General features: G+C 43.4%; 21 protein-coding genes, 1 tRNA gene and 1 pseudogene. 11 read left to right on the top strand and 12 right to left on the bottom strand.

Translation table 11 applies throughout. The annotated features are described in order from the left end of the window. Positions 1 to 32: 32 nt before the first annotated feature. Positions 33 to 1,076 (bottom strand): annotated as a pseudogene (locus F6K20_RS00385) (chloride channel protein); the annotation flags it as partial. Between F6K20_RS00385 and F6K20_RS00380 the strand changes: the two are divergent. Further along, a complete protein-coding gene (locus F6K20_RS00380; RefSeq protein WP_287293330.1) occupies positions 1,038 to 2,486 on the top strand; it encodes a thioesterase domain-containing protein in 1,449 nt (482 codons plus the stop codon). The pseudogene F6K20_RS00385 and the gene F6K20_RS00380 sit on opposite strands and share 39 nt — an antisense overlap. Positions 2,487 to 2,753: 267 nt before the next feature. Here F6K20_RS00380 and F6K20_RS00375 read toward each other — a convergent pair whose 3' ends face one another. Beyond that, positions 2,754 to 2,960: a hypothetical protein gene (locus F6K20_RS00375; RefSeq protein WP_071106566.1), complete on the bottom strand. Its 207-nt coding sequence runs from the start codon at positions 2,958 to 2,960 to the stop codon at positions 2,754 to 2,756. Between the two features lie 4 nt (positions 2,961 to 2,964). After that, positions 2,965 to 3,342, bottom strand: a complete 378-nt coding sequence (locus F6K20_RS00370; RefSeq protein ID WP_293019023.1) for a GIY-YIG nuclease family protein — start codon at positions 3,340 to 3,342, stop codon at positions 2,965 to 2,967. Positions 3,343 to 3,741: 399 nt separating this feature from the next. On the opposite strand from F6K20_RS00370, the gene F6K20_RS00365 reads away from it, so the two are divergent. Genes F6K20_RS00365 through F6K20_RS00355 form a run of 3 tightly spaced genes read left to right on the top strand, consistent with a single transcriptional unit; the run spans position 3,742 to position 4,409 of the window. After that, entirely contained in the window at positions 3,742 to 3,996 is a 255-nt protein-coding gene (locus tag F6K20_RS00365; protein WP_287293326.1) for a type II toxin-antitoxin system Phd/YefM family antitoxin, read from the top strand. Then, positions 3,993 to 4,253 carry a Txe/YoeB family addiction module toxin gene (locus F6K20_RS00360; protein ID WP_287293324.1) on the top strand — a complete coding sequence of 87 codons (261 nt, stop codon included), beginning with the start codon at positions 3,993 to 3,995 and terminating at the stop codon, positions 4,251 to 4,253. Before F6K20_RS00365 ends, F6K20_RS00360 begins: the two co-directional genes overlap by 4 nt. Further along, the gene (locus tag F6K20_RS00355) at positions 4,254 to 4,409 is read left to right on the top strand and encodes a hypothetical protein (RefSeq protein ID WP_287293322.1); all 156 of its coding nucleotides are present in this window, start codon (positions 4,254 to 4,256) and stop codon (positions 4,407 to 4,409) included. A 21-nt stretch (positions 4,410 to 4,430) separates the two neighbouring features. Here the strand turns inward: F6K20_RS00355 and F6K20_RS00350 are convergent, their stop codons facing one another. Further along, complete coding sequence (locus tag F6K20_RS00350) at positions 4,431 to 4,967, bottom strand: Uma2 family endonuclease (RefSeq protein ID WP_287293320.1); 537 nt, start codon at positions 4,965 to 4,967, stop codon at positions 4,431 to 4,433. Between F6K20_RS00350 and F6K20_RS00345 the strand changes: the two genes are divergently transcribed. From F6K20_RS00345 to F6K20_RS00335, 3 genes are all read left to right on the top strand, one after another. Further along, the gene (locus F6K20_RS00345) at positions 4,942 to 5,925 is read left to right on the top strand and encodes an FAD-binding oxidoreductase (RefSeq protein WP_287293318.1); all 984 of its coding nucleotides are present in this window, start codon (positions 4,942 to 4,944) and stop codon (positions 5,923 to 5,925) included. The genes F6K20_RS00350 and F6K20_RS00345 overlap by 26 nt on opposite strands. 279 nt (positions 5,926 to 6,204) lie before the next feature. Then, entirely contained in the window at positions 6,205 to 7,020 is an 816-nt protein-coding gene (locus F6K20_RS00340) for an SDR family oxidoreductase (RefSeq protein ID WP_287265464.1), read from the top strand. Positions 7,021 to 7,107: 87 nt separating this feature from the next. Then, positions 7,108 to 7,635: a DNA-binding protein gene (locus tag F6K20_RS00335; RefSeq protein ID WP_287293316.1), complete on the top strand. Its 528-nt coding sequence runs from the start codon at positions 7,108 to 7,110 to the stop codon at positions 7,633 to 7,635. Positions 7,636 to 7,884: 249 nt separating this feature from the next. Here F6K20_RS00335 and gltX read toward each other — a convergent pair whose 3' ends face one another. The 3 genes from gltX to F6K20_RS00320 all read right to left on the bottom strand — a co-directional run bounded on the left by gltX (position 7,885) and on the right by F6K20_RS00320 (position 11,829). Then, complete coding sequence (gene gltX, locus F6K20_RS00330; RefSeq protein ID WP_287293314.1) at positions 7,885 to 9,333, bottom strand: glutamate--tRNA ligase; 1,449 nt, start codon at positions 9,331 to 9,333, stop codon at positions 7,885 to 7,887. Between the two features lie 130 nt (positions 9,334 to 9,463). Next, positions 9,464 to 9,537 (bottom strand) — tRNA-Asp (locus tag F6K20_RS00325). Positions 9,538 to 10,284: 747 nt separating this feature from the next. Next, entirely contained in the window at positions 10,285 to 11,829 is a 1,545-nt protein-coding gene (locus tag F6K20_RS00320) for a TM0106 family RecB-like putative nuclease (protein ID WP_287293357.1), read from the bottom strand. 834 nt (positions 11,830 to 12,663) lie between these two features. Here F6K20_RS00320 and psaK point away from each other — a divergent pair. Further along, a complete protein-coding gene (gene psaK, locus F6K20_RS00315) occupies positions 12,664 to 12,933 on the top strand; it encodes a photosystem I reaction center subunit PsaK (RefSeq protein WP_044491752.1) in 270 nt (89 codons plus the stop codon). A gap of 128 nt (positions 12,934 to 13,061) precedes the next feature. On the opposite strand, the gene F6K20_RS00310 is transcribed toward psaK, so the two are convergent. From F6K20_RS00310 to uvrA, 4 genes are all read right to left on the bottom strand, one after another. Next, positions 13,062 to 14,354, bottom strand: coding sequence for an FGGY-family carbohydrate kinase (locus F6K20_RS00310; protein ID WP_287293312.1), 1,293 nt, complete (start codon positions 14,352 to 14,354; stop codon positions 13,062 to 13,064). 110 nt (positions 14,355 to 14,464) lie between these two features. After that, a complete protein-coding gene (locus F6K20_RS00305) occupies positions 14,465 to 14,803 on the bottom strand; it encodes a XisI protein (protein ID WP_008177547.1) in 339 nt (112 codons plus the stop codon). Continuing rightward, complete coding sequence (locus F6K20_RS00300) at positions 14,788 to 15,207, bottom strand: element excision factor XisH family protein (RefSeq protein WP_008177549.1); 420 nt, start codon at positions 15,205 to 15,207, stop codon at positions 14,788 to 14,790. The genes F6K20_RS00305 and F6K20_RS00300 overlap by 16 nt, the downstream gene beginning before the upstream one ends. A 108-nt stretch (positions 15,208 to 15,315) precedes the next feature. Then, complete coding sequence (uvrA, locus tag F6K20_RS00295) at positions 15,316 to 18,300, bottom strand: excinuclease ABC subunit UvrA (RefSeq protein ID WP_008177551.1); 2,985 nt, start codon at positions 18,298 to 18,300, stop codon at positions 15,316 to 15,318. Between uvrA and F6K20_RS00290 the strand changes: the two genes are divergently transcribed. Further along, a complete protein-coding gene (locus F6K20_RS00290) occupies positions 18,299 to 18,436 on the top strand; it encodes a hypothetical protein (RefSeq protein ID WP_154659628.1) in 138 nt (45 codons plus the stop codon). The two genes, uvrA and F6K20_RS00290, sit on opposite strands and share 2 nt — an antisense overlap. A 230-nt stretch (positions 18,437 to 18,666) precedes the next feature. After that, positions 18,667 to 19,668, top strand: coding sequence for a potassium channel family protein (locus F6K20_RS00285; RefSeq protein WP_287262790.1), 1,002 nt, complete (start codon positions 18,667 to 18,669; stop codon positions 19,666 to 19,668). A gap of 352 nt (positions 19,669 to 20,020) precedes the next feature. Here F6K20_RS00285 and F6K20_RS00280 read toward each other — a convergent pair whose 3' ends face one another. Next, positions 20,021 to 20,170, bottom strand: coding sequence for a hypothetical protein (locus tag F6K20_RS00280; RefSeq protein WP_165691804.1), 150 nt, complete (start codon positions 20,168 to 20,170; stop codon positions 20,021 to 20,023). Positions 20,171 to 20,319: 149 nt separating this feature from the next. Here F6K20_RS00280 and F6K20_RS00275 point away from each other — a divergent pair, with 149 nt between their 5' ends. Further along, positions 20,320 to 21,132 (top strand): spondin domain-containing protein, encoded by an 813-nt coding sequence (locus F6K20_RS00275; RefSeq protein WP_044491755.1) that lies wholly within the window; start codon positions 20,320 to 20,322, stop codon positions 21,130 to 21,132. Positions 21,133 to 21,259: the final 127 nt, after the last annotated feature.

Genomic DNA, 21,259 nt, shown 5'->3' with positions numbered 1-21,259 from the left:
TAAATCCTTGACTAACTCAGACTTAAGTCTTCTTAAGCCATTACTGGTATACCCTCCTGACTACGCGATCGCTGAGTTTTCAGCAAAGAAATATTAGTAGTTAACAAGAAACTGGCAAAGCTAGCAATAGCAATAATTGGAAGAATCGATGTATCAGACAGAACGCTAAGAATAACCGTGCTACTGACCGGTGTTTTGGTGACAGCCACATTCACCGCTGCCATCAGGCAAAGCATAGCAATGGTGGGATGAATTTCGGGTAAGGCGATGGAGATAGCTAAACCCAGATTGGCACCGATGAAAAATAGAGGAAAGATAAATCCGCCTCTAAACCCACCGTGGAGGGTAAAACTGATCGCAAACATTTTTGCCAAGGCAATCCCCAGTAACATGGTTACCCCCAAAGTGGGACCTTGTTCAATCACTGTTTCAATTTGCTCCTCACTAAAAAATAGGGTTTGGGGAAAGAATACAGCAATCAACCCAATAGATAATCCGCCTAGTGTAGCTAGCAAAATATGGCGATGTTCAATAGATTTAATCCAAGACTTGGTAAAGCGAAAGATATAGATAAACACGATAGCAGCTAATCCACCAGCAACCCCGAGTAATCCACCCTCAATTAAATTTAGCCAGGACAGAGTAGGTAATGTATCAAAAAGGTTAAAGCGGTAAATTCCTCCCACATTTAACCCAGTACCAAAGCGGAAAACAGAGAAGCTAAAAATTGACGCGACAATGGCTGGTACGATGGCTTCATAGTATTCCAGACTCCGGCGGTGGGGAATTTCTAGGGCAAACAATGCCCCCCCGATCGGCGCACCAAAAAAGGCACCAAGAGCAGCACTCATCCCGCAGAAGGTCAATATCCGGATATGGCTGATTGCCAGTTTAAGCTTGACTCCTAGCCAGCTACCTAAGCTACCATTAATCTGTACCAAAGGTGCTTCTGGTCCAGCACTCCCGCCAGCGGTGATGGAAATTAGAGAGGTCACAATCATGCCAGGAGTTTGACGAGGCTCCATCCTACCTGGATCGTGAACTTTTTCGATCACCAACGCCATTTCANTCATCAAGTAAAAATTCGAGGTTTCCGCATCGAACTCGGAGAAATTGAAGCAGTACTTGCCCAACATTCCAAGGTGCGAGAAGCTGTAGTCATTGCCCGCGAAGACATTCCAGGAGACCAACGCCTGGTTGCTTATTTAATTACCAATGACGCAAAAACTACGATCAATGATTTGCGTTCCTTCCTCAAGACTAAGCTACCCGAGTACATGATTCCTGCTGCTTTTGTCTTTCTCGAAGCAATGCCCCTGACTCCTAACGGTAAAGTCAATCGTCGTGGTTTACCTGTCCCCGATGCTTCAAGTTTGGTTCCAGAAAGCAGTTTTGTTGCTCCCCGGGACTCGGTGGAATTACAACTAGCCCAAATTTGGTCAGAGATTCTCGGTGTTTCTCCCATCGGAGTCCGAGACAACTTCTTTGACTTGGGTGGTCATTCTATCTTAGCAGTGCGTTTAATGGCTGAGATTGAGAAAGAATTTGGCAAAAATTTATCTTTAGCCGCCCTTTTCCAAGGCGCTACCGTAGAACAATTAGCCATTCTACTGCGTCAAAAAACTGATACTCAGTCTTGGTCTCCCTTAGTTGCTATTCAACCCCAAGGAAATCAACTACCTTTCTTCTGTATGCCTGGTTCTGGTGGCAATGTGGTCTACTTCCACCAACTCGCCCGTCATCTGGGAAATGATCGACCTTTTTATGCTTTGCAACCTCCTAGTTTAGATGGGGTGTCGGAACCCTTTAGTAGTGTTGAACAAATAGCTGCCTATTACCTGAAAGCTATCCAAACCATTCAACCCTCTGGTCCGTACTTCCTGGGCGGTCATTCCTTTGGGGTTCTGGTTGCTTTTGAAATGGCACAACAACTACAAAAAAAGGGAGAAACAGTTGCCCTCCTAGCCCTATTAGACCTTCCCGCCCGACTTCCTGGTAGCGCCCCCAAACAGCTAGATTGGGATGATACCCGATGGCTAACGAATATTGCCCATATCCTAGAAATGTTATCTGGGAAAAATCTAGAGATTTCTTATGAATCCCTAAAACCTCTTACTCCATTAGCACAATTAAACTATCTCAAACAACAGATGGAAACCGTCAATCTGTTGCCACCTAATTCAGGAATTGAACGAGTGCGTGGGATTGTTCAAACGATTAAAGCTGACGAATTTGCTTTTATGAGTTATCTCCCACAAGAAGGCTATCAAGGTGAGATTACCCTGTTCCGCACCAGCGAAGTTTATCAGGATGAATTGGGAATGCTTGGTGAAATTCCTACGGATCTAACTTGGGGATGGAACCAGTTTTCTACTCAACCTGTAGAGGTTCATGTAATTCCTGGAAATCATACTACTATGTTGAGTGAACCTCACGTTAAGGTATTAGCTGAAAAACTTAAATTTTGTCTAGCTAGCGTTTGCTGAAAAAGTCTACAAAGGCTGGGGGAGCTTACATTCCCTTTGATCTGGGCTATCCTCAAGAACGTTTAGCCTATATGTTGTCTGATTCTCAAGTGTCGGTGGTTTTGACGAGTAATACCAAATCTGGTTTAGCCAGACCACAAACAAGTCAATTAGAATCCATATATATCAAAATTTTCTCAATAATATATGTGTCCTATAGTAACCGGATTTGGTATAAGACCTCAGCCCTAGCCAAGCCATGCTGCAACCGATGATAACTGGCTGGAGTTATTGTCCACGCCCCGGTTTACAGTCTACAAAACTTAATGCTTCGGTATCGAGAAAGCTGGCAATTGCCATTTCAATAACTGCTTCAATTGGATACTCAATTTCAGCAGCACGCTCAACGAGAGCAGCCTGAATATGTTCGGGCAGGCGTTCCAAGATGACCTTTGCATCAGTGGAGGAGATTCGGCCCAAAAGTTCTACCTGCATAAGTTTACTGCTCCATTGGGATTTGGACATTATAGGGAGGTTCGGTAGCCCTCAAGATGATAGCTTCTAGCTCCAATAGTAGCGCAGGGTTTTGCCAGTAGGAAATTGTCTGCATAGCAATACGAACATCTTCGTCGCTATATTTGTCGAGCCATGCCCACAAAAAAGCTTTGTGTCCACCACTGAAGCGACCTCGCAAGCTCTTGGTCTTACCAATGTAAAGCAGTCCATCAGTTTTATGCCTGATGGCATAGATGCCAGGACGAGCAGGGATGTGGCTAAAATCACGGTTCAAGAGTTGGCATTGGTCAAAGGGAGTGAAGGCTATTGCGTCCAAGATTCTTCGTGCTTGGTCTTTTACTTCAGAGTTATTCTTTGGCATGGAAACATCGGAGCTATTTGCACAGATGCCATGCTCCCACAGATTATGTAATGGTTGCCAGCTTTTTGCGTACACACTGGTGCCGTAGGCAATCCCTCGCTACTAGTAACTTGAGGTGGGCAAAAATGGGCAATCTATCAGTTCAATTGTTAAAGATATTTGTTTTGCCCACCCTACAAGGTCTGCTACCATGCTTGGTGAACCTCACGTAATGGTATTAGCTGAAAAACTTTTGATTATGCTAAACAAACAATAAGGCATGAAATTACACTACTACGGGAATATGTTAGGATTTCAGAAGAAAGAACCACAGAGCCACACCAGGACACAAATAGAATCTATAGCTCTGTGCTATCGTATATGTTACTTTATAGTATATACAACTCTGAGTAGTTAAAAATGAAAGCAATTACGAGTAATCAAGCCAAACAACAATTAGATGAACTAATTGAGCGGGTCATTCTTGACGTCGAACCAACTATTGTATGTAATGATCAAGGAAAACAAGCTGTTTTAATGTCTTTAGATGAATTTAACTCTTGGCAAGAAACACTATATTTATTATCCAATCCTACTAATGCCGAACATCTATTAAAATCAATTGAACAAGCTAAATCAGGGAAAAAGTTAATTAAAGAATTAATTGATGAATGAAAATAACTTTTACTGAAGCATCTTGGTCTGACTATATTTGGCTACAAGAGAATGATAAAAGGCTATTAAAAAGAGTCAAATTATTAGTTATAGACATCATCAGAAATCCATTTGATGGCATTGGCAAACCAGAGCCTCTCAAGGCAAATTTATCAGGATATTGGTCAAGGCGGATCAATTCTGAACATCGTTTAGTTTATGAAATTACTGACGAAGAATTAACAATTATTTCTTGTAGATTTCACTATCAAAAATAAATGATTAGCGATGCTCCTTGGCCTTGGCCAAAAGGCCACGCTACGCGAATGGGCCACGCTACGCGAAGGTCGCCGCTACGCGAACGCATTATCTTGTCGGTTGGATTTCACCAAGCTCAACCCAACATCATCGATATCGGGCAAGAAATAGCATAAAATTAGGTAAGGGGCAACGATCTATGATCGCCGAGTCATAGCCATTACCTTGTTGACCGTAAGTTCGGGTAGAATTCCTAAGCTTGGTAGAATGTTTTCTCCTGAACAGACTATGGGTAGGTCATCTCCCTGCCAGACCCAAATCTGCTGACGAGCAAAATCGATTAACCAGGCTAATTGTGTTCCATTACTGAGGCAATGAAGAATTTTGTTTTGCAAGTTTAAACTGCTTTGGTCAGGGGAACGAATTTCAATCAGCCAATCGGGTGCTCCATCAAGGGGTCCGTCTTGATCACGAAGATGATCCCAGGCAACGATAGCAATATCTGGTACTGGGGAGTAGGGAGGTATGATGCAGCGTAGCTCCTGTACCGCTTCAAATCCATTGGTTCGATCATTGATGTAATTAACCAGATTGCGTTGTAGGCGGGAGTGAAAGAGGGTTGGCATTGGTTTTTGGACTGCTCGCCCATCAATTAATTCCCATGCCGGAGAAGCATCAATATTGGGTTGAGTGAGAAATTCTCGGAGGATGGAGATTGATGGCAAACCAGTCAAGCGTTCCTACTCTATCTCTTCGGCCCCCTCACGTCCTTATACTTTGGAAATTACTGTCAAGCGAGTGCCAGCACCAGCCGATGCTCCTGATGTACCTGCGGGTTTGGTGTCTAACTGGTTGCACGACAACATCAAAGTCGGGTCCGAGGTCAGATTAAATGGCCCAATGGGGAAATTTACCTGTGCTGACCATTCTGCTAATAAACTGCTGTTCATTTCAGCAGGTAGCGGGATTACTCCGATGATGTCCATGTCTGAGTGGCTTTGTGACATTGGGGCTGATGTGGATGTGGTTTTTGTCCACAGCGCTCGTAGCCCAAAAGATATCATCTTCCGTCAGAAATTAGAGTTGATGGCGGCTTTGCACCCCAACTTTAAGCCTGCTATTACCACCACTCGTCCAGAACTAGACCAAGCTTGGTGGGGTTATATCGGAAGACTTAATCAAGCCATGCTGGAAGAGATGGCTCCTGATTTTCGCGATCGCATTATTTATGTCTGTGGTCCGAATCCCTTTATGGCAGGGGTGAAAGAGATGCTAGCCGGTCTAGACTTCCCGATGGAGAACTACTATGAAGAGAGTTTTGGTGGCAAAAAGCCCTCAAAAAAGACAGCAGCAGCACCGACTCCTGAACCAGTCAAAGCGGAAGGTCCTCCTAAACTACAGTTAGTGAAATCACCGTCAACCTGTTCAGAACCAACTGTAGTCTTTGCTAAGTCTGGGAAAGAAGTCACCTGTGATGCAGAGGATGTGATCCTAGATGTGGCGGAACAAGAAGGGGTGGCATTACCAAGCGGTTGCCGCATGGGAGCCTGTGGTGCTTGTAAGCAAAAGCTTCTAAAAGGGAAAGTAGAGTATGACGAGGAACCTGATGCTCTCGAAGAGGATGAACGGAAGGAAGGCATGATTTTGACTTGTGTGGCTCATCCTGTCGGACAAGTGGTAGTTAGCGCTTGAGCTATAGCAGTTCTCAATTCGGTGAGGTACTTTCGTCCTAGGTTTTAGGGAGTCGGGAGTCGGGAGTCGGGAGTACCTTATACATTATCTGTCTTTTACAACAGTCATCTTTTCGCTTTTTGTCACATAACGTGAATAATTTTTGATTGGCGCACGTTGCATGTAGTTTGGCGTAACTTGCTAGTGAAATTTCCCCCTTCGTTAGTATAGGATCAAACTGAATCGACATTCAAGCATGAATTGTCATAGTCAAATAACAAAAATTAGTTTGAATCCAAAATGAGTAAGACAATTTTAATTACAGGAGCAAGCAGCGGTATTGGAAAAGCAACTGCAAAATTGTTCCAGGAAAAAGGTTGGAACGTGGTTGCAACCATGAGAAGTCCAGAAAAGGAAACAGAACTAACCACCCTTGATAATGTATTGGTGACAAGACTAGATGTTTTAGACCAAAATTCAATTACAAAAGCCATTCAGCTAGGTATTGAAAAGTTCGCTAAAATTGATGTTTTGGTAAATAATGCTGGTTATGGTGCTTTTGGCCCTTTAGAAGCAACCCCCAGGGAAAAGATAAAAAGACAATTTGATGTTAATGTTATTGGGCTGTTAGATGTAACCAAAGCAATCCTACCCCATTTCAGACAAAATAAAGATGGTATATTAATTAATATTTCATCGATTGGTGGCAAAATGACCTTTCCATTATTTTCATTATATAACGGGACTAAATTTGCTGTTGAGGGGATTTCCGAAGGTCTGAGTTTTGAAATGGAAGCAATTGGCTGCAAAGTGAAAATTATTGAGCCAGGCATTATCAACACTGATTTTGCTGGCCGCTCCCTTGATATGAGCAACGATGAAAGCCTAACTGAGTATCAAGAATTAATTGGTAAGCTGTTCAATTCGATGGAATCTTTCCCTGATCAGGCTTCTGAGCCTATTGTTGTCGCTAACGTGATTTATGAAGCAGCGACAGACGGCACTGATAAATTGCGATATACTGCTGGCGAAGATGCCAGTATGATGGTTGCTAATCGAAAAGAATTGGATGATAAGACGTTTATCCAAGGTATTAAAGAGCAATTTGGCATCTAGTTCAAATAGAGGGTTTATCCTGAAGGGGCGACGAAACAACCTGAAATGCTTGGTATGTAAAGTTGCGTAGGGATTGAGGTGGGAACCATGATTAAAAATCAAAGACAGTATGACTACAGCCAAGAATTAGTTCGTCAATTTGAATCTGACTTATCTGTTTATGACGCTCAAGATGAAGAGCTCAAAAAAAATGATTGTTGGTGGAAGATTAAGCGCGATTCATTACAAAGTCATCTTAATGCTTTAAAAACCGAAGTTGCTGAATACGAAACCCTCATCAACCATGACAATCGTACTCCAATTGTTCTGAAGCTTGATGATATTAAAAATCTACCACAACTTCTTATCAAAGCTCGTATAGCTGCTAATCTAAGCCAAAAACAACTGGCGGATATCGCTGGTTTAACCGAGGAAAAAATCATAGAATATGAGGCTAAAGACTACCAAACAGCGAGCCTTATAGATTTTTTGTTTGTCCTTGATGCCCTGGATATTAAGCTCCAACAAGGTGAGTTTTTATTTCCTCTAGATACTCTCAGAATAACCCCAATTACCGCAGAAGAATTGATGGGTAATACGTCTAGTGAAACCTCTCAATCAATTGGGTGCATCTGATCTTTGTAAAAACATTATCGATAAATAATCCTATTTACAGCGACGCTGATATTTATCACTACCATGGGGTAAGGGCGAAAGAAACAAAGGAAATGTTTCTTAACCGTAGCTCGTTTTACCCACTAAACTGCCCCGCAATTGTCGGGAAATTCGGACAAGGGAACTTCGGATCAGGATAAAACAATAGACTTAAACAGGATCAGAAATGGGTTACCGATAGATAACCGATCGGTAACCCATCCCTTGGGATCATGCCACCTGAAGTAATGACTCCTTCAAGCGAGTTTGGTCAAATCCTCGCTGATGAAGCAATACCCAGGATTCGATCAAATCAGGACCATTGACATCCCCAGTTAGTGCAGCACGAAGCGATCGCATAACCAATCCTTTCTTGACCTTTTGCGCTTTTGTGACTTGGTTAATAATCTGCTTAGCTTCCTCTGGACTCAGCTGTTGGTAATTACCGAGTTGGTCAAGAATAGCTTGCACCACCTCACTAGCACCAGGTTTTCTCAGCTGCTCTACTGCCTGCTCCGTGTACTCAACTGACTCAGTAAAGAACATCCGAGTCATATCTACTGCTTCTGGCAAGCGAGTCAAACTTGGTCCAATCATAGCAGTCAACCGTTCCAGCCAAGGGCGATTTGCCACAGGATCACAGTTGTAGCCAGCATTTTCCCAGTAGGGAATCAACAAGTCCAGTAATTCAGATGCACTGATCTGGTGGACATATTGACTATTAATCCAATCCAGCTTAGCCCAGTCAAACTTTGCCCCAGCTTGGTTCACCCGTTCAAAACCGAACTTTTGAGCGGCTTGAGCCAAAGTAAAGATTTCCTGAGTGGAGTCAGGGGGAGACCATCCCAGCAATGTCATATAATTAACCATCGCCTCAGGGGTAAAGCCCATGGCTTTGAAGTCAAAAATAGAGGTTACACCATCGCGCTTGGATAGCTTCCGTCCCTCATGGTTAAGAATCAGAGGTGTATGGGAAAATTCTGGGACTACGCTCCCTAGGGCTTCATAGAGCAAAATCTGTTTAGCAGTATTCGCAATATGGTCTTCACCGCGAATGACATGGGTAATTTGCATATCAATGTCATCCACCACCACAGCTAGGTTGTACAGAGGCTGACCGATATCATTCTCTTCAGATGCCCTAGCAATCACCATATCACCCCCAAGGTCACTCCCTTTCCAGGTGACTTTACCTCGGACTAGATCATTCCAGACAATCTCGCGGTCATTATCAATCATAAAGCGGATCACCGGCTTGCGCCCTTCCGCCTCAAATGCTGTTTGTTGTTCTGGTGTCAGATTGCGATGGCGATTGTCATAGCGGGGGGCTTCTTTTCTAGCCTTTTGAGCTTCTCGCAGTTGCTCTAGTTCCTCAGCTTTAGTGTAGCAGCGATAAGCCAATCCCTGGTCTAAGAGTTGTTGAATAGCAGCACTATAAAGGTCAAGACGTTGGGATTGGAAAAATGGTCCTTCGTCCCACTCCAGTCCCAGCCAAGTTAAACCATCGAGGATGTTTTGGGTATATTCCTCTCGCGATCGCGTTTGATCGGTGTCTTCAATGCGCAGAATAAACTTACCGCTGTGGCGACGGGCAAATAGCCAGTTAAATACAGCGGTTCTAGCGGTACCAATGTGTAAATTTCCGGTTGGACTTGGGGCAATACGGACTCTAACTGTCACAGCTGATTGCTAAGAACCTAATTACTATAGTCTTTTCGTCTCTATTGTACCTGCAACAATCAACTACTCCGACTAGATCATGTTTAGGATCATCTTTAGGAGGAGCCGATAGTATCCTACATTTGTTCTACGGGACTGACGGGGCTCGAACCCGCAACTTCCGCCGTGACAGGGCGGTGCTCTAACCAATTGAACTACAGTCCCAATCTCCGAGCCATTTACTATTATTATCTATGACTGGTGTATTTGTCAAGGCTTTTTTTGAAAAAAACCGAAAAATACTTTTATAAGTCACCTTAGAGCTCTGAGCTCTCAGCCGATTTGCCTTGAGCTTACCCTCGACCAATGATCGAAGGCTTAGTTTATGGCTATAACCAGTATAACCTATCCCAGCGCTCACGCAATAGGGTGGGCTAATCACCCACCCTAGGACTCACTATTGTTTTTTCAAGACCAAAAACCTTATGTACTGCTATGGCAGAATCACCGTTCTCTTTTAGTGTTGGAGACTTTTGAGATTAAGATTGCCTCTGAAGCCGTTCTGCTGAATGGATAAAATCGTTCCAGGCTAAGAATTAATAGGAGCATCAAAACCTGTACTGGCCAAGGTGCCATAGCAAAACCAAATATTAGACAGACAATGCTACTGCCTACTCCCAATAGGCGAGGGATTTCGTGAGAGACTCTCAACGATATCAAGATGCTCCCTAGGGCAGTTACGAGAAGAATTAGAAAAAGTGGAAGCATATTAATCACCTGCTATAAAAGAAATTCTAGACCTCAATAATTTCCAGACCTCTAAATTCCAGACCTCTAAAAATTGTTTAGAGGGCTCTCCTCCATCCTAATGATGGCGAAAGCCCCCTTTAGATTTAATTTAGCATCTAGCTATAGATTGTGTGTGTCAGCTAGATTACAAAATATAATAACTTAAGAAATTGTTGCATAACTTCATGCTAAGTTCTGAAAGTTAATCGTATTGGGCAAAGTGTTGGACAAAGTGTTGGACAAAAAGTTGACTAGCCACTCCTTGAGGTGATATGTAGCGCGGCAGTCATCTTCATTGTAGCGCTGGATCATTTCGAGAATAGAGTGATTGCCTGTTTTTAACCACTGGTCATACAAACACACAGATTGGGAGCCAGTCATATCGGGATCCCGCCACTCAAAGCCCAAGCATCTAGCCAGATTTTTAAGAGAATAACTCTCCACTGGCATGGTGACAGTATCAATAACTATTTGATGAACATCCACGAAACGATCTAACAGGGGTCTAACTATCTGTCGTGGAGTTTGGTAAAGGGTTGCTAAGCGCTTGACCGTGTCAACTTCATACTTTGAAAAATGGAAGATTGGGGCATCTGGATAACGCTCAACTAAGTCTAAAAATTGTAGCCAAATAAATCCTTCTTGCCAAGAATGTTCTGCGAATAGGTTATGGAAAGTCTCAGTTTCAGTGCGTCGATCAATCACCAACACCCCTAGCAAATACTCTAGGGGCAAATCAGGCTGTGCTTCAATATCAAAATAAAGCTCAACAGATGCTGTAGGTAAAGAGTCTTGATTCGGGAGATCTACCGAGATTTTGGCATTACCATTCCCTCGCTCTAGTTGTTCGTATTCAAGTATACTAAAGTAGTGTTTGGGATAAATCAGCACCCGGTTTTGTACCTGAGATTGGGCTTGCTGGACCAGCTGGAAAGCTACTGAGCTACCAAAACTTGGCTCTAATTCACTAATCTTGGACGTGGCTAAGGATTCGATTGTGGTTACTCCCAAAGCCTTCAAATCCCCATAGCGGCTGGGTGTTACTCCAGGCAATAGGGAAATGTGCTCCACAGATTTAGCGATCGCATAACAACTGTGATACCAACAGCAAAGACTACACCGCTGACGGGAAATGAACACCTCTGGTTCTTGTCGCTGCAATAGAGTCTCAATACATTCCGATAGCAGTTGTTCCATCAGTGGCACCCATCGTTCTATTACCACGGTGTAGCACTTTTGGTTACGCAAAATTAATGAGCCAGTGGTGGGCCAATGTCCTTGTACTGCTGCTAACAGCTGAGCACGAAAAGCAGTAAGGATTTTATACTCTGGCTTGGGTCGTTTGCTGAGCTTAATGGTGGTGGGAACATAGATCCAATCACCAAAATTAGAACGTCCCGGCTGTTTGACCAGCAAATCAGGAAAACATAGCAATGTCACCCCGTCACCAGTTGGCATCAACAGTACCCCTCCAGAAATGTACTCCGTCCCTTGTTGCATCAGTTTCAAGGTGGCCTGTGCAGCAGCGTGCCAATCTGTTCTGGGGTAGCGGGGTGAGTGGTGGGGCACAGTAGCCAGAATCTGTTGTTTATGGTCTCGGCTTTTCTGTTGCAGTTTCAGCAGAAAATCTGAGGGTAGGTCTTGCTCTGTGGGGTCTCCATAAATGTCCAAAAACGCTCGACGCCGACAGCGTTTGTAATCTAAAAGTAATGCGTCCGTCAGCAGCATAATTATAGTTTCAGGTGACATACTCCCACACTCACCTTGTCAGGTTGAGTGTGGGCTTCTTACCAACACCAGCCATCGCTATCGGCTTTCGCCGACGCGGGGCGCGTTCGGTTACTCGGTAAGCTTTATTAACGATACGGGATGCCCCTCCGCACCGGAACAATTAAAAAAAGTTCTTTTTTTTACTTAGCAGGTGGCGGTTAGCTCTTAATTTGTTTTCCCTACTATTTTCAGTATAACGTTTTTCAGGCTGTTTATCAGAGTTCCTGTCCGGGATTCATCCCTGGAGACGAAACCTTAGGATAGTGGAGCCAAAATCGGCAAAGTTTTAACCCTTTTACGCATAACCGACTAACCATAAAGGCGACCCTATCCTTACGGTAACTTTAAACACTCATGGCGTAGCATTGAGGTGTGGGGCATAAGAGCGGAGGAAGCTAACCCCCCATGGCTAGTGATACTCGCCGCTAGGCGTAAGATATCACCAGCCATGCAGGATGAATTAATCCGGTCAACCCGGATTGATTGATCAATCCAGGGTTTATCCCGCTTTTATTAATTTATGTAAATTTACCGAAACATTGACTGAGCAACCAGGGATTACTTAACAATTATTTACATAAAGGCTTGATTTAATTTTACCGAATCCCACCGCCCAAAAGTCTAGTAATCACGGGCTTTCGCTCTCTAATCAAGGGTAATCAAAGCAAGACTGGCAACGGAATCGACTTTTCCAAAAAAATTAATTATGAGACCGTGCTGGTAAAATCTTTATAAAAGATTAAATCTTTAAGAGATCACTGTAAGAGTCTATCAAAAACAGGAGAACACAAATTGACTTACTCAATCTTGCTTGCTGCTGCATCTGCCGTTCCCAACACCCTGGAATGGAGCCCGACAGTCGGAATCATCATGATTGTCTGCAATGTCCTAGCGATTGCCTTCGGAAAAGCTACTATCCAGAATCCTAGCGCAGGTCCGGCATTGCCTATGCCTGAGTTCTTCGGTGGCATGGGTCTTCCCGCCCTACTGGCAACCACCAGCTTCGGTCACATCCTAGGACTAGGCACTATCTTAGGATTGGCTAACATGGGGATTATCTAGAGCTTAGGAGCTCTAGGGTATAGGGCGAACTGGGATAGTGATGATGGTCAGGTTGATCCAGGGCTGATAATTCACAGCAGATTCTCACCCAGTCACTCGGTCATGCAGTAATCCTAGACACAATTACCCTATACCCGATCTCCTAACAGGCATCCCTGCTTTGCTAATAGTGCTGTACCATAAGCAGCCGCTGTGTGAAGGGATGTCAACATCGGTACCATGAGCTGACGCTCTCGAATCCTTGTCCAGGTAGGATTTTTGGCACCACCACCAGCAGTATAGACACCGGTTAAGGGACTTGCTCCGAGCTGTTGCAACAAGCTATATCCCCTAGCTTCAATTCGCGCTATGCTTTCGAGCATTCCTTGGAGAAATTCCACGGAATTATCGGGTTTGGGTTCCAATCTTGGCCGGAGATCAGGGTCATTAATGGGAAAGCGATCGCCTGGTCTAAGTAAGGGATAATAATCCAAGGCACTTTCTTGCTCCGGGTCGATTTGAGAGCTGAGACTTTCTAATTCTCTGTCACTGAAAAAGTGGCGTAGTACTGCTCCACCCGTGTTGGATGCGCCACCGGTAAGCCATAAATTTCCCAATCGATGACTGTAAATCCCAAATTTGGCGTCTTCTAGAGGAGTTGTACTCAATAGTTTCAATACCACGGTAGACCCAAGGGAGGTTACCGCTTCACCTGGTTGTTTGGCACCACTAGCGATAAATGCGGCAATACTATCGGTGGTACCTGTACAGACTAGACAATCTGGTGATAATCCCAAGCCGTGAGCTACCTCAGGGGTTACAACTCCTACTGGTGTACCGGGAGCCAAGACGTTGGGTAGCATGGGTGACACCGGTAGCTGTTTGAGCCAGTCAGGATAGCAAAGATTTTCAGGATTATAACCGAGCTTTAAGGCATTGTGATAATCACTTATGCCTAGTTTTCCATGCAATAGAAAGGCTAACCAGTCCGCTTGATGGAGGAAGTATAGGGGATTAGTTTCAGCAGAGCTTTTGCTGATCAGATCTGTACAGTCATACCACCAGAGAAGTTTGGCAAGGCTGGAGGTAGCACTTAAAACGACATGGTTGGGAGGAGCAATGGTTCTAAGTTGTTCCATCACAGCTACTCCTCGTGGATCGTTGTAAAGGATGGGTGCATCTACAGGTTGACCGATGCGATCGCATAACAAAACTGTTGCGGAGGTGCCATTAATTGCGATCGCATTAATTTCACCCTTGATTGACTGGGGAATTTGCTCAATCAGGGAAAATAATACCTTCTCCCAGTGTGTTGCGGTATCGATGGTGATAGCTTGGATTGGAAAGGGATATTGAGTCTCGGCAAAGATAGTACCAACAGAGTCGATCACTACTGCCCGTGCGCCAGAAGTTCCGAAATCGATGCCTAGATAGACAGTCATTAGGGATTAGGGATTAGGGAATTTAGAATTTAGAATTTAGAATATTAGAATTTATATTTTGGAATTTTACCTCATTCTACATTCTGCATTCTACATTCTGCATTCCACCTTTAGCCTACTGCAAAACCTGTATATTGTCTTACTTGAGGATGGCGGAAACCAAGTACAATATCGTTTGCGGGAATACCTGCTTCCAGTAAATCGGTAGCAATCCCCTCTTCCGTATCATCGTATTGAATCCAGATTTTGTCACCAATTAAATCTAGGTGAATGGGTGTAGCGTGTAGGTACTGGTCATCATTCCAACCTATGTCTAATACTAAATAGTGTCCTCGCTGATCATCGAAAAGCACTTTAGAGTCATAGCTGTCAGGTAGGGAAGCACGATACTCAGCGTGTTCCATTAATACTTTTTTGATGATGTCTTGGTAGTTTAATCTGGTATCCATTGAATCAGCGTTTCACTATCGTGATCAAAAACAATTAATTTAATAATTTGGTTCCTTAGCAATACCTTTCCCAATTCTATGGTAAACACGTTTTTAAAGGTCAGTCTAGAAACGGCAAGATAAAGACAGCGCTCTACACCCATTTCATCCAGGACTTGACGATACAGGATATACTGCCCTAAAGCCTGCTCTAAATCTTTTACATCAGACTTTCCTACAAAACTCTTGACTTCAACAACAATTTTTTGTATTCCTTTTTCAGCACTAATTAGACGTTCCGCACCAAGATCAGCAGATAAGCGTTTGTGGCCTATCTGTAGGGGAAATGGATCATGGGTAATTGTCCAGCCATCCTTTTGTAAGGCACGCTTAACCGTATTGTGGTATATGTCTCGCCTTGCCATCTCAATCTCTTCCCTCTAGCATCATCCTCAACTAGGATGGAAACTCAAATAGCGATCGCATCAGAAAAGCCATCCCTGAAACATGCCCTATAACTGACCCACTAAGCACTAAGCACTTAGCAGTCCTTCCTGTCGCGGGTACTCCTGCAAAACCTCCTTCAAATACTGCCCTGTATAGGAATTAGGATGCTCTGCTACCTCCTCTGGTGTTCCAGAGGCAATTACTTCTCCCCCTTTATCCCCACCTTCTGGTCCTAAGTCTATTACCCAATCAGCACAGCGAATCACATCTAAATTGTGTTCAATCACCAAAACAGAATTTCCTTTATCTACCAACCGCTGCAATACATTTAACAAGTGATGAACATCATAAAATGACAATCCTGTTGTCGGTTCATCGATTAAATACAATGTCTTTCCCGTTGCCCGACGTGACAATTCTGTTGCCAACTTCACCCGCTGTGCTTCTCCACCAGATAATGTCGGTGCTGGTTGCCCTAAGTGAATATATCCTAACCCCACATCTACTAAGGTTTGTAACCGAGATGCTGCTCTTGGAATATTCTTAAATACCTCCAACGCTTCTTCCACTGGCATATTTAAAATATCAGCAATGGAATATCCTTTATACTTCACTTGCAACGTTTCTCTATTATATCTCGCTCCCTTACAAACATCGCATTGTACATAGACATCGGGCAAAAAGTTCATCTCAATGATATTCACCCCCTGTCCCGAACAAGCTTCGCAACGTCCTCCTTTGACATTAAATGAAAATTGGCCTGGCTTGTAACCTCTAGCTTTAGCTTCAATAGTTTTAGAAAATACCTCTCGAATGGTATCAAATACTCCTGTATAGGTAGCAGTATTAGACCGAGGAGTGCGACCAATGGGAGATTGATCGATTACGATTGCTTTATTAATAGCGTTGAGTCCCTCAACTTGATCCAATTGTTTGGGAAAGGGTACTTTACGAGTCAGATGATGTTGTAATGCTGGGTAAAGTAATTCGTTTACTAACGTAGATTTACCAGAACCAGATACACCTGTAATGCTGACTAATTTCCCTAGTGGTATCTCTACTTCAATGTGTTTGAGATTGTTACGATGAGCATTTTTAATCACAAATGAACGACCATTTCCCTCTCGACGTTGACTAGGAGTTTCAATTACTTGGCGTTTTGATAAATACGCTCCCGTCAGGGAATTTTCACTTTTTATTATAGTTTCTAAATCCCCTTGAGCAACAATTTCTCCCCCATGAATTCCAGCTTTCGGACCAATATCGACAATATGATCGGCAGTGCGAATGGTTTCTTCATCATGTTCTACAACAATCAAGGTATTCCCCAAATCTCGCAATTTGATCAGGGTAGTGAGTAACCGTCCATTATCTCTTTGGTGCAATCCAATACTCGGTTCATCTAATACATACAAAACTCCAGTCAAGCCTGCTCCAATCTGAGTCGCTAGGCGAATCCGTTGAGCTTCTCCACCAGAAAGGGTCATGGCTGGACGGTCAAGGGTAAGATAATCTAATCCTACATCAAGCAGAAATTGTAATCGGGCTTTAATTTCTTTGAGGGCAAGGTCACCAATTTGAGCTTGGCGGGGGGAGAGTTGTAAGTTATCAATCCGTTGACGACATTGGCGAATTGAGACACTAGTTAAATCATCAATATGATATTGTCCTAACCGCACCGATAGTGCTTCTGGTTTGAGCCGTTTACCATGACACTCTGGACAGGGTTGATAAATTAAATACTGCTCTAGTTTGTGTTTTGATGCTTCAGAGCTAGTGTCTTTGTACTGTTTTTCGAGGATCGGGATAATGCCAGCATAGCGCTTGTAGTACCCTTTTTCTTTGCCATAAGCAGAATTATTTTGAATGTAGATTTTTTCGTCGGTGCCGTAGAGCAGGATGTCTTGTTGTTCAGAGGTTAGCTGATTCCAGGGAGTTTGGATTTCAAAACCATAGGCTTGTCCTACGCTATAGAGTAGGGAGATGTAGTAGGTGTTGTCTTTTTCTGACCAGGGGGCAATAGCACTATATAAGGGTTGAGTAGGGTCAGGTACTACTAGTTCTGGAGAAAAGGTTTGTAAATTACCGATACCGTGACAAAATGGACAAGCGCCGTAGGGGGAGTTAAAGGAAAATAATCGGGGAGATAATTCTTCCATTACTGCCCCATGTTCTGGGCAAGCAAAGTTTTCTGAAAAGACGATTTCTTGGGGAAGGTCTTGGTCAGATGAACTACCCTTTTTGCGAGCCGTACGTTTATAATTATGATCAGATTTGACCTCTGCTGGCTGTGCTGATGTATTATCTAAAACTTGGATAACTGCAATTCCAGTAGAACGTTTTAGGCAAGTAGCAAGGGAATCGGTAATCCGTTCTTGAATACTAGGCTTTTTGATGAGACGGTCAACCACCACTTCAATGTTGTGGGTATAATTTTTATCCAATTCGATGGTATCGGAGAGGTCAAAGGTTTCACCATCGACTCTGACTCGCACAAATCCTTCGGTGGCTAAGCTGGATAATAGTTTCTTGTGAGTGCCTTTTTTGCCTCGGATAACGGGAGCCAGGATATGGAAGCGAGTCCGGTCAGGGAGTTCCATAATGCGATCGCACATCTGGTCGATGGTCTGGGGAGCAATATTGCGATCGCATCGGGGACAATAGGGTTCACCAGCCCTTCCAAACAGTAATCGCAGGTAATCGTAAATCTCTGTAACTGTACCAACGGTGGAACGGGGGTTATGGGATGTAGATTTCTGGTCAATGGAGATAGCGGGGCTTAAGCCTTCGATGGCATCCACATCCGGTTTATCCAGTTGTCCCAGGAATTGACGAGCATAGGCACTAAGGGATTCTACATAACGGCGTTGTCCTTCCGCAAAGATAGTGTCGAATGCCAGGGAGGATTTGCCGGAACCGGAAACACCAGTAAAGACAATAATGCGATCGCGTGGCAGTTCCAGATCAATATTTTTCAGGTTATGCTGTCTAGCCCCCCGAATCCGAATGGTGTTTTGAGCAGAGTTAGGGGTGTGGTCTTGGGTGTGGTTGGGGTTAGAGGATTTTGGCATGACCGACAGCGGCTTTAAACTCCTTAACAATAGTAGCGCTATCCGTTCCTATAGTAATGTTAAACCTAAGCATTCAGACCTTTGCCGAACGCCCTCTAGCTTTCAGCTTGAGCGATCGCAGATTGAAATTGTATAGTTTTTGTATAGTTTTCAGTAAACTTGAAACACTCCAAACCCCACTCCCGAGCTCCTGAGCCCCCCTGCACCCTTGCCGATTCAATCTATAAATTAGATGCACCCGCAGCTTAGCCATTACCCGAGAATAGATCCCCGTGAAGGGATATTATAGTTACTTAAACCGACATGATCTAACCATTACCTCTAAGTCAAATGATCTTACTATGGAATCGAAAATTCTGGAATTTTTTGCGCAGTGAAAACCTTGATAAAGTAATGATTATTATTATTATAATTATTACTATTAACACCATCACTATATCATGGCTGGAACCAGATATCTCAAAAGCAGATGCTTTCTGGTGGAGCATCGTCACCCTAACAACTGTTGGCTATGGTGATATCACACCTGTCACAGTTGGTGGTCGCTTTATTGCTATTCTCGATATGTTTGTGGGGATTGGATTCTTAGCCATCTTCACCGCTACCCTCGCTGGTATTTTTGTCGATCAAAAAATTAAAAATGATCTAGGTATGGGGTCTTATAAATTTAACAATCACTTGATTATTTCCGAATGGAATTCTAGAGCACAATTTATTATAAATGAGTTGCGAAAGTTTCCTAAAACTCAAGATGATAAAATTATTTTAATTGCCAATATAGACCGGAAGCCTATCGAAGACAATAATTTGTTTTTTATTAAGGGCAACGTATGTGATGAAACCTTGAATCGAGCCAACTTGATCCAGGCTAGAACTGTTATAATTTTAGGGGATGACAGCATAGATGAAACAGCTCGCGACGCCAAAGTTATACTATCTACCCTGACAGTAGAAAGTATTAATCCCAACGCTTACACAGTTGTGGAGCTGGTAGATGAAACTCATGTTAAATCCTGTCAGCGGGCTAAGGTTGACGAAATAATCGTTAGCAGTGAGTTAAGTAGCATGCTCATTTCCCAAGCTGCTCTTAACCATGGAATTACCAAAGTTGTCTCTGAAATATTAAGTACTCAAAGTGGCAACAAGCTTTATAAAATTGCGATACCTGAATCTCGGGTGGGTAGTTCCTTTATGGAAGTATTTACGTATATGAAGCAAGCCTATCAAAGTATTGTCCTAGCAGTACAAAAAGGAATTGAAGGAGATGTTATCTCCAATCCACCGACAGATTATAAACTTGAGAATGGTGACTATTTAATTGTCGTTGCTCAAGATGAACCACGACCGCTACAGAAATCTTCAACGTAAGTGTGATATGTCACCTGTAATGTGTTAATTAACCATTGTAAATGGTTAATTTTAAATGGTTAATTTTAATTAAATTAACGAACACCCTTCCAGCATAAGTAGTCAACCCTAGATAATATCACGTCATGAGACAAGGCTGAGAGAGGCGGAAAATTATCAGTAAATTATCAGCAAATTTTCAGCCTCTATTCAGCAACAATTAAACCAAGAAACCAATAATTCTAGTCAAGCTACTAACCTAGGATTAACCACTTGATACGGTGCCAGCAAAATCAGTTTTGAACACTAAGTTTTGAACACTTAGCTGATTAACTCTACGGTAAGCATTCAGCTATCAGCCGTCAGTCGTCAGCTAATCAACGGTCGGTAGTAAACAAGCTGGGGCTGCTGATACGGCTGCTTGAAAATCCCTGCTTGTTTTACTCATCCAACCCCGAGCAGTTAAAGCATCTAATAGCTGTTCGCGTAGCGTGGCCATTCGCGTAGCGTGGCCAACGGCCAAGGCCTTTAGCTGTTCGCGTAGCGTGCGCGTAGCGCATTAGCTGATAGCTGAATACTTACACTCTACGGATAATGATGTAGCTGTATAGATAGTTGAGCAACACACTCATTGACAAATCTACCATATTGATCTCATTGATCAGAATCACCATGAAGCATTCAATTATTAAATCACTCAAAATCGTGACCATGGTTACGGTAACCTCTACACTAGCCATGGCATCTAGGGCAACAGCAGCCACCCTTAAGGTGACAATTGAAAGCCTGGCACCGGAAAACGGCACGTTATTGACTCCAGTCTGGGTTGGTTTTCATAATGGTTTGTTTGATATTTATGATCGGGGTGAGGCAGCTTCACCAGGACTTGAGCGGATTGCAGAGGATGGCAATGCAGCAGTGCTTAGTCAAGAGTTTTTTGCTAGTGGTGCGGGTTCAGTTGATGGGGTAATTCCTGGTCCAAATGGTCCAGTTGCTTCTGGGGATATTGCCCAAGCCACATTTACTGTAGATTCTACTAGCCGTTACTTCAGCTACGCAGCAATGATTCTTCCCAGTAATGATGCTTTCATTGCTAATGGCAACCCCTTGGCTTTTGAGATTTTTGATGAAGAAGGTAATTTCACTGGAGCTGACTTTACCGTTCTCGGTTCTCAAGTTCTGGATGCAGGTACGGAAGTTAACGACGAGCAGCAGACGACTACTGCCTTCTTCGGTCAAACTATTCCTGATACCGGTACACCAGAAAACGGAGTTGTCACCCTGCATCCAGGTTTTATCCCAGGTGGACCGATTTTATCAACTGAGACATTTGCTCAAGGTGACTTCACAGTGGATGGCTACCAGATAGCACGTATTAAAGTCGAGAAAGTGCCAGAATCTTCTACTACTGGAGGATTACTTGCTATCGGTGGGTTGTTATGGCTGGGTAGCCGCTGGCGTCAGAGTCTTAACAGATTCGCGTAAATCCCTTTGGCAATTGACCATTGAAAATTTTCAATTTTCCCTTCTTGATTAACAACAGTATAAAAATAACTAGTTCACTAGACTCAAGATACATGCGATCGCTTACATGTCAGGCTTGACTTGGCAT

The sequence above is a fragment of the Moorena sp. SIO2C4 genome, assembly GCF_010672485.1.
Classification (GTDB): Bacteria; Cyanobacteriota; Cyanobacteriia; order Cyanobacteriales; family Coleofasciculaceae; genus Moorena; species Moorena producens.
Note: the sequence above shows the minus strand (reverse complement) of the source record. Positions and strands in the feature narration are given on the sequence as shown.

Bases quoted from the DNA above. Each gene is read 5' to 3' on its own strand.
- F6K20_RS00375 (WP_071106566.1), bottom strand. From the start codon at position 2,960: ATGCAGGTAGAACTTTTGGGCCGAATCTCCTCCACTGATGCAAAGGTC.
- F6K20_RS00370 (WP_293019023.1), bottom strand. From the start codon at position 3,342: ATGCCAAAGAATAACTCTGAAGTAAAAGACCAAGCACGAAGAATCTTG.
- F6K20_RS00365 (WP_287293326.1), top strand. From the start codon at position 3,742: ATGAAAGCAATTACGAGTAATCAAGCCAAACAACAATTAGATGAACTA.
- F6K20_RS00360 (WP_287293324.1), top strand. From the start codon at position 3,993: ATGAAAATAACTTTTACTGAAGCATCTTGGTCTGACTATATTTGGCTA.
- F6K20_RS00355 (WP_287293322.1), top strand. From the start codon at position 4,254: ATGATTAGCGATGCTCCTTGGCCTTGGCCAAAAGGCCACGCTACGCGA.
- F6K20_RS00345 (WP_287293318.1), top strand. From the start codon at position 4,942: ATGGAGATTGATGGCAAACCAGTCAAGCGTTCCTACTCTATCTCTTCG.
- F6K20_RS00340 (WP_287265464.1), top strand. From the start codon at position 6,205: ATGAGTAAGACAATTTTAATTACAGGAGCAAGCAGCGGTATTGGAAAA.
- F6K20_RS00335 (WP_287293316.1), top strand. From the start codon at position 7,108: ATGATTAAAAATCAAAGACAGTATGACTACAGCCAAGAATTAGTTCGT.
- F6K20_RS00320 (WP_287293357.1), bottom strand. From the start codon at position 11,829: ATGCTGCTGACGGACGCATTACTTTTAGATTACAAACGCTGTCGGCGT.
- F6K20_RS00310 (WP_287293312.1), bottom strand. From the start codon at position 14,354: ATGACTGTCTATCTAGGCATCGATTTCGGAACTTCTGGCGCACGGGCA.
- F6K20_RS00305 (WP_008177547.1), bottom strand. From the start codon at position 14,803: ATGGATACCAGATTAAACTACCAAGACATCATCAAAAAAGTATTAATG.
- F6K20_RS00300 (WP_008177549.1), bottom strand. From the start codon at position 15,207: ATGGCAAGGCGAGACATATACCACAATACGGTTAAGCGTGCCTTACAA.
- F6K20_RS00290 (WP_154659628.1), top strand. From the start codon at position 18,299: ATGACCGACAGCGGCTTTAAACTCCTTAACAATAGTAGCGCTATCCGT.
- uvrA (WP_008177551.1), bottom strand. From the start codon at position 18,300: ATGCCAAAATCCTCTAACCCCAACCACACCCAAGACCACACCCCTAAC.
- F6K20_RS00275 (WP_044491755.1), top strand. From the start codon at position 20,320: ATGAAGCATTCAATTATTAAATCACTCAAAATCGTGACCATGGTTACG.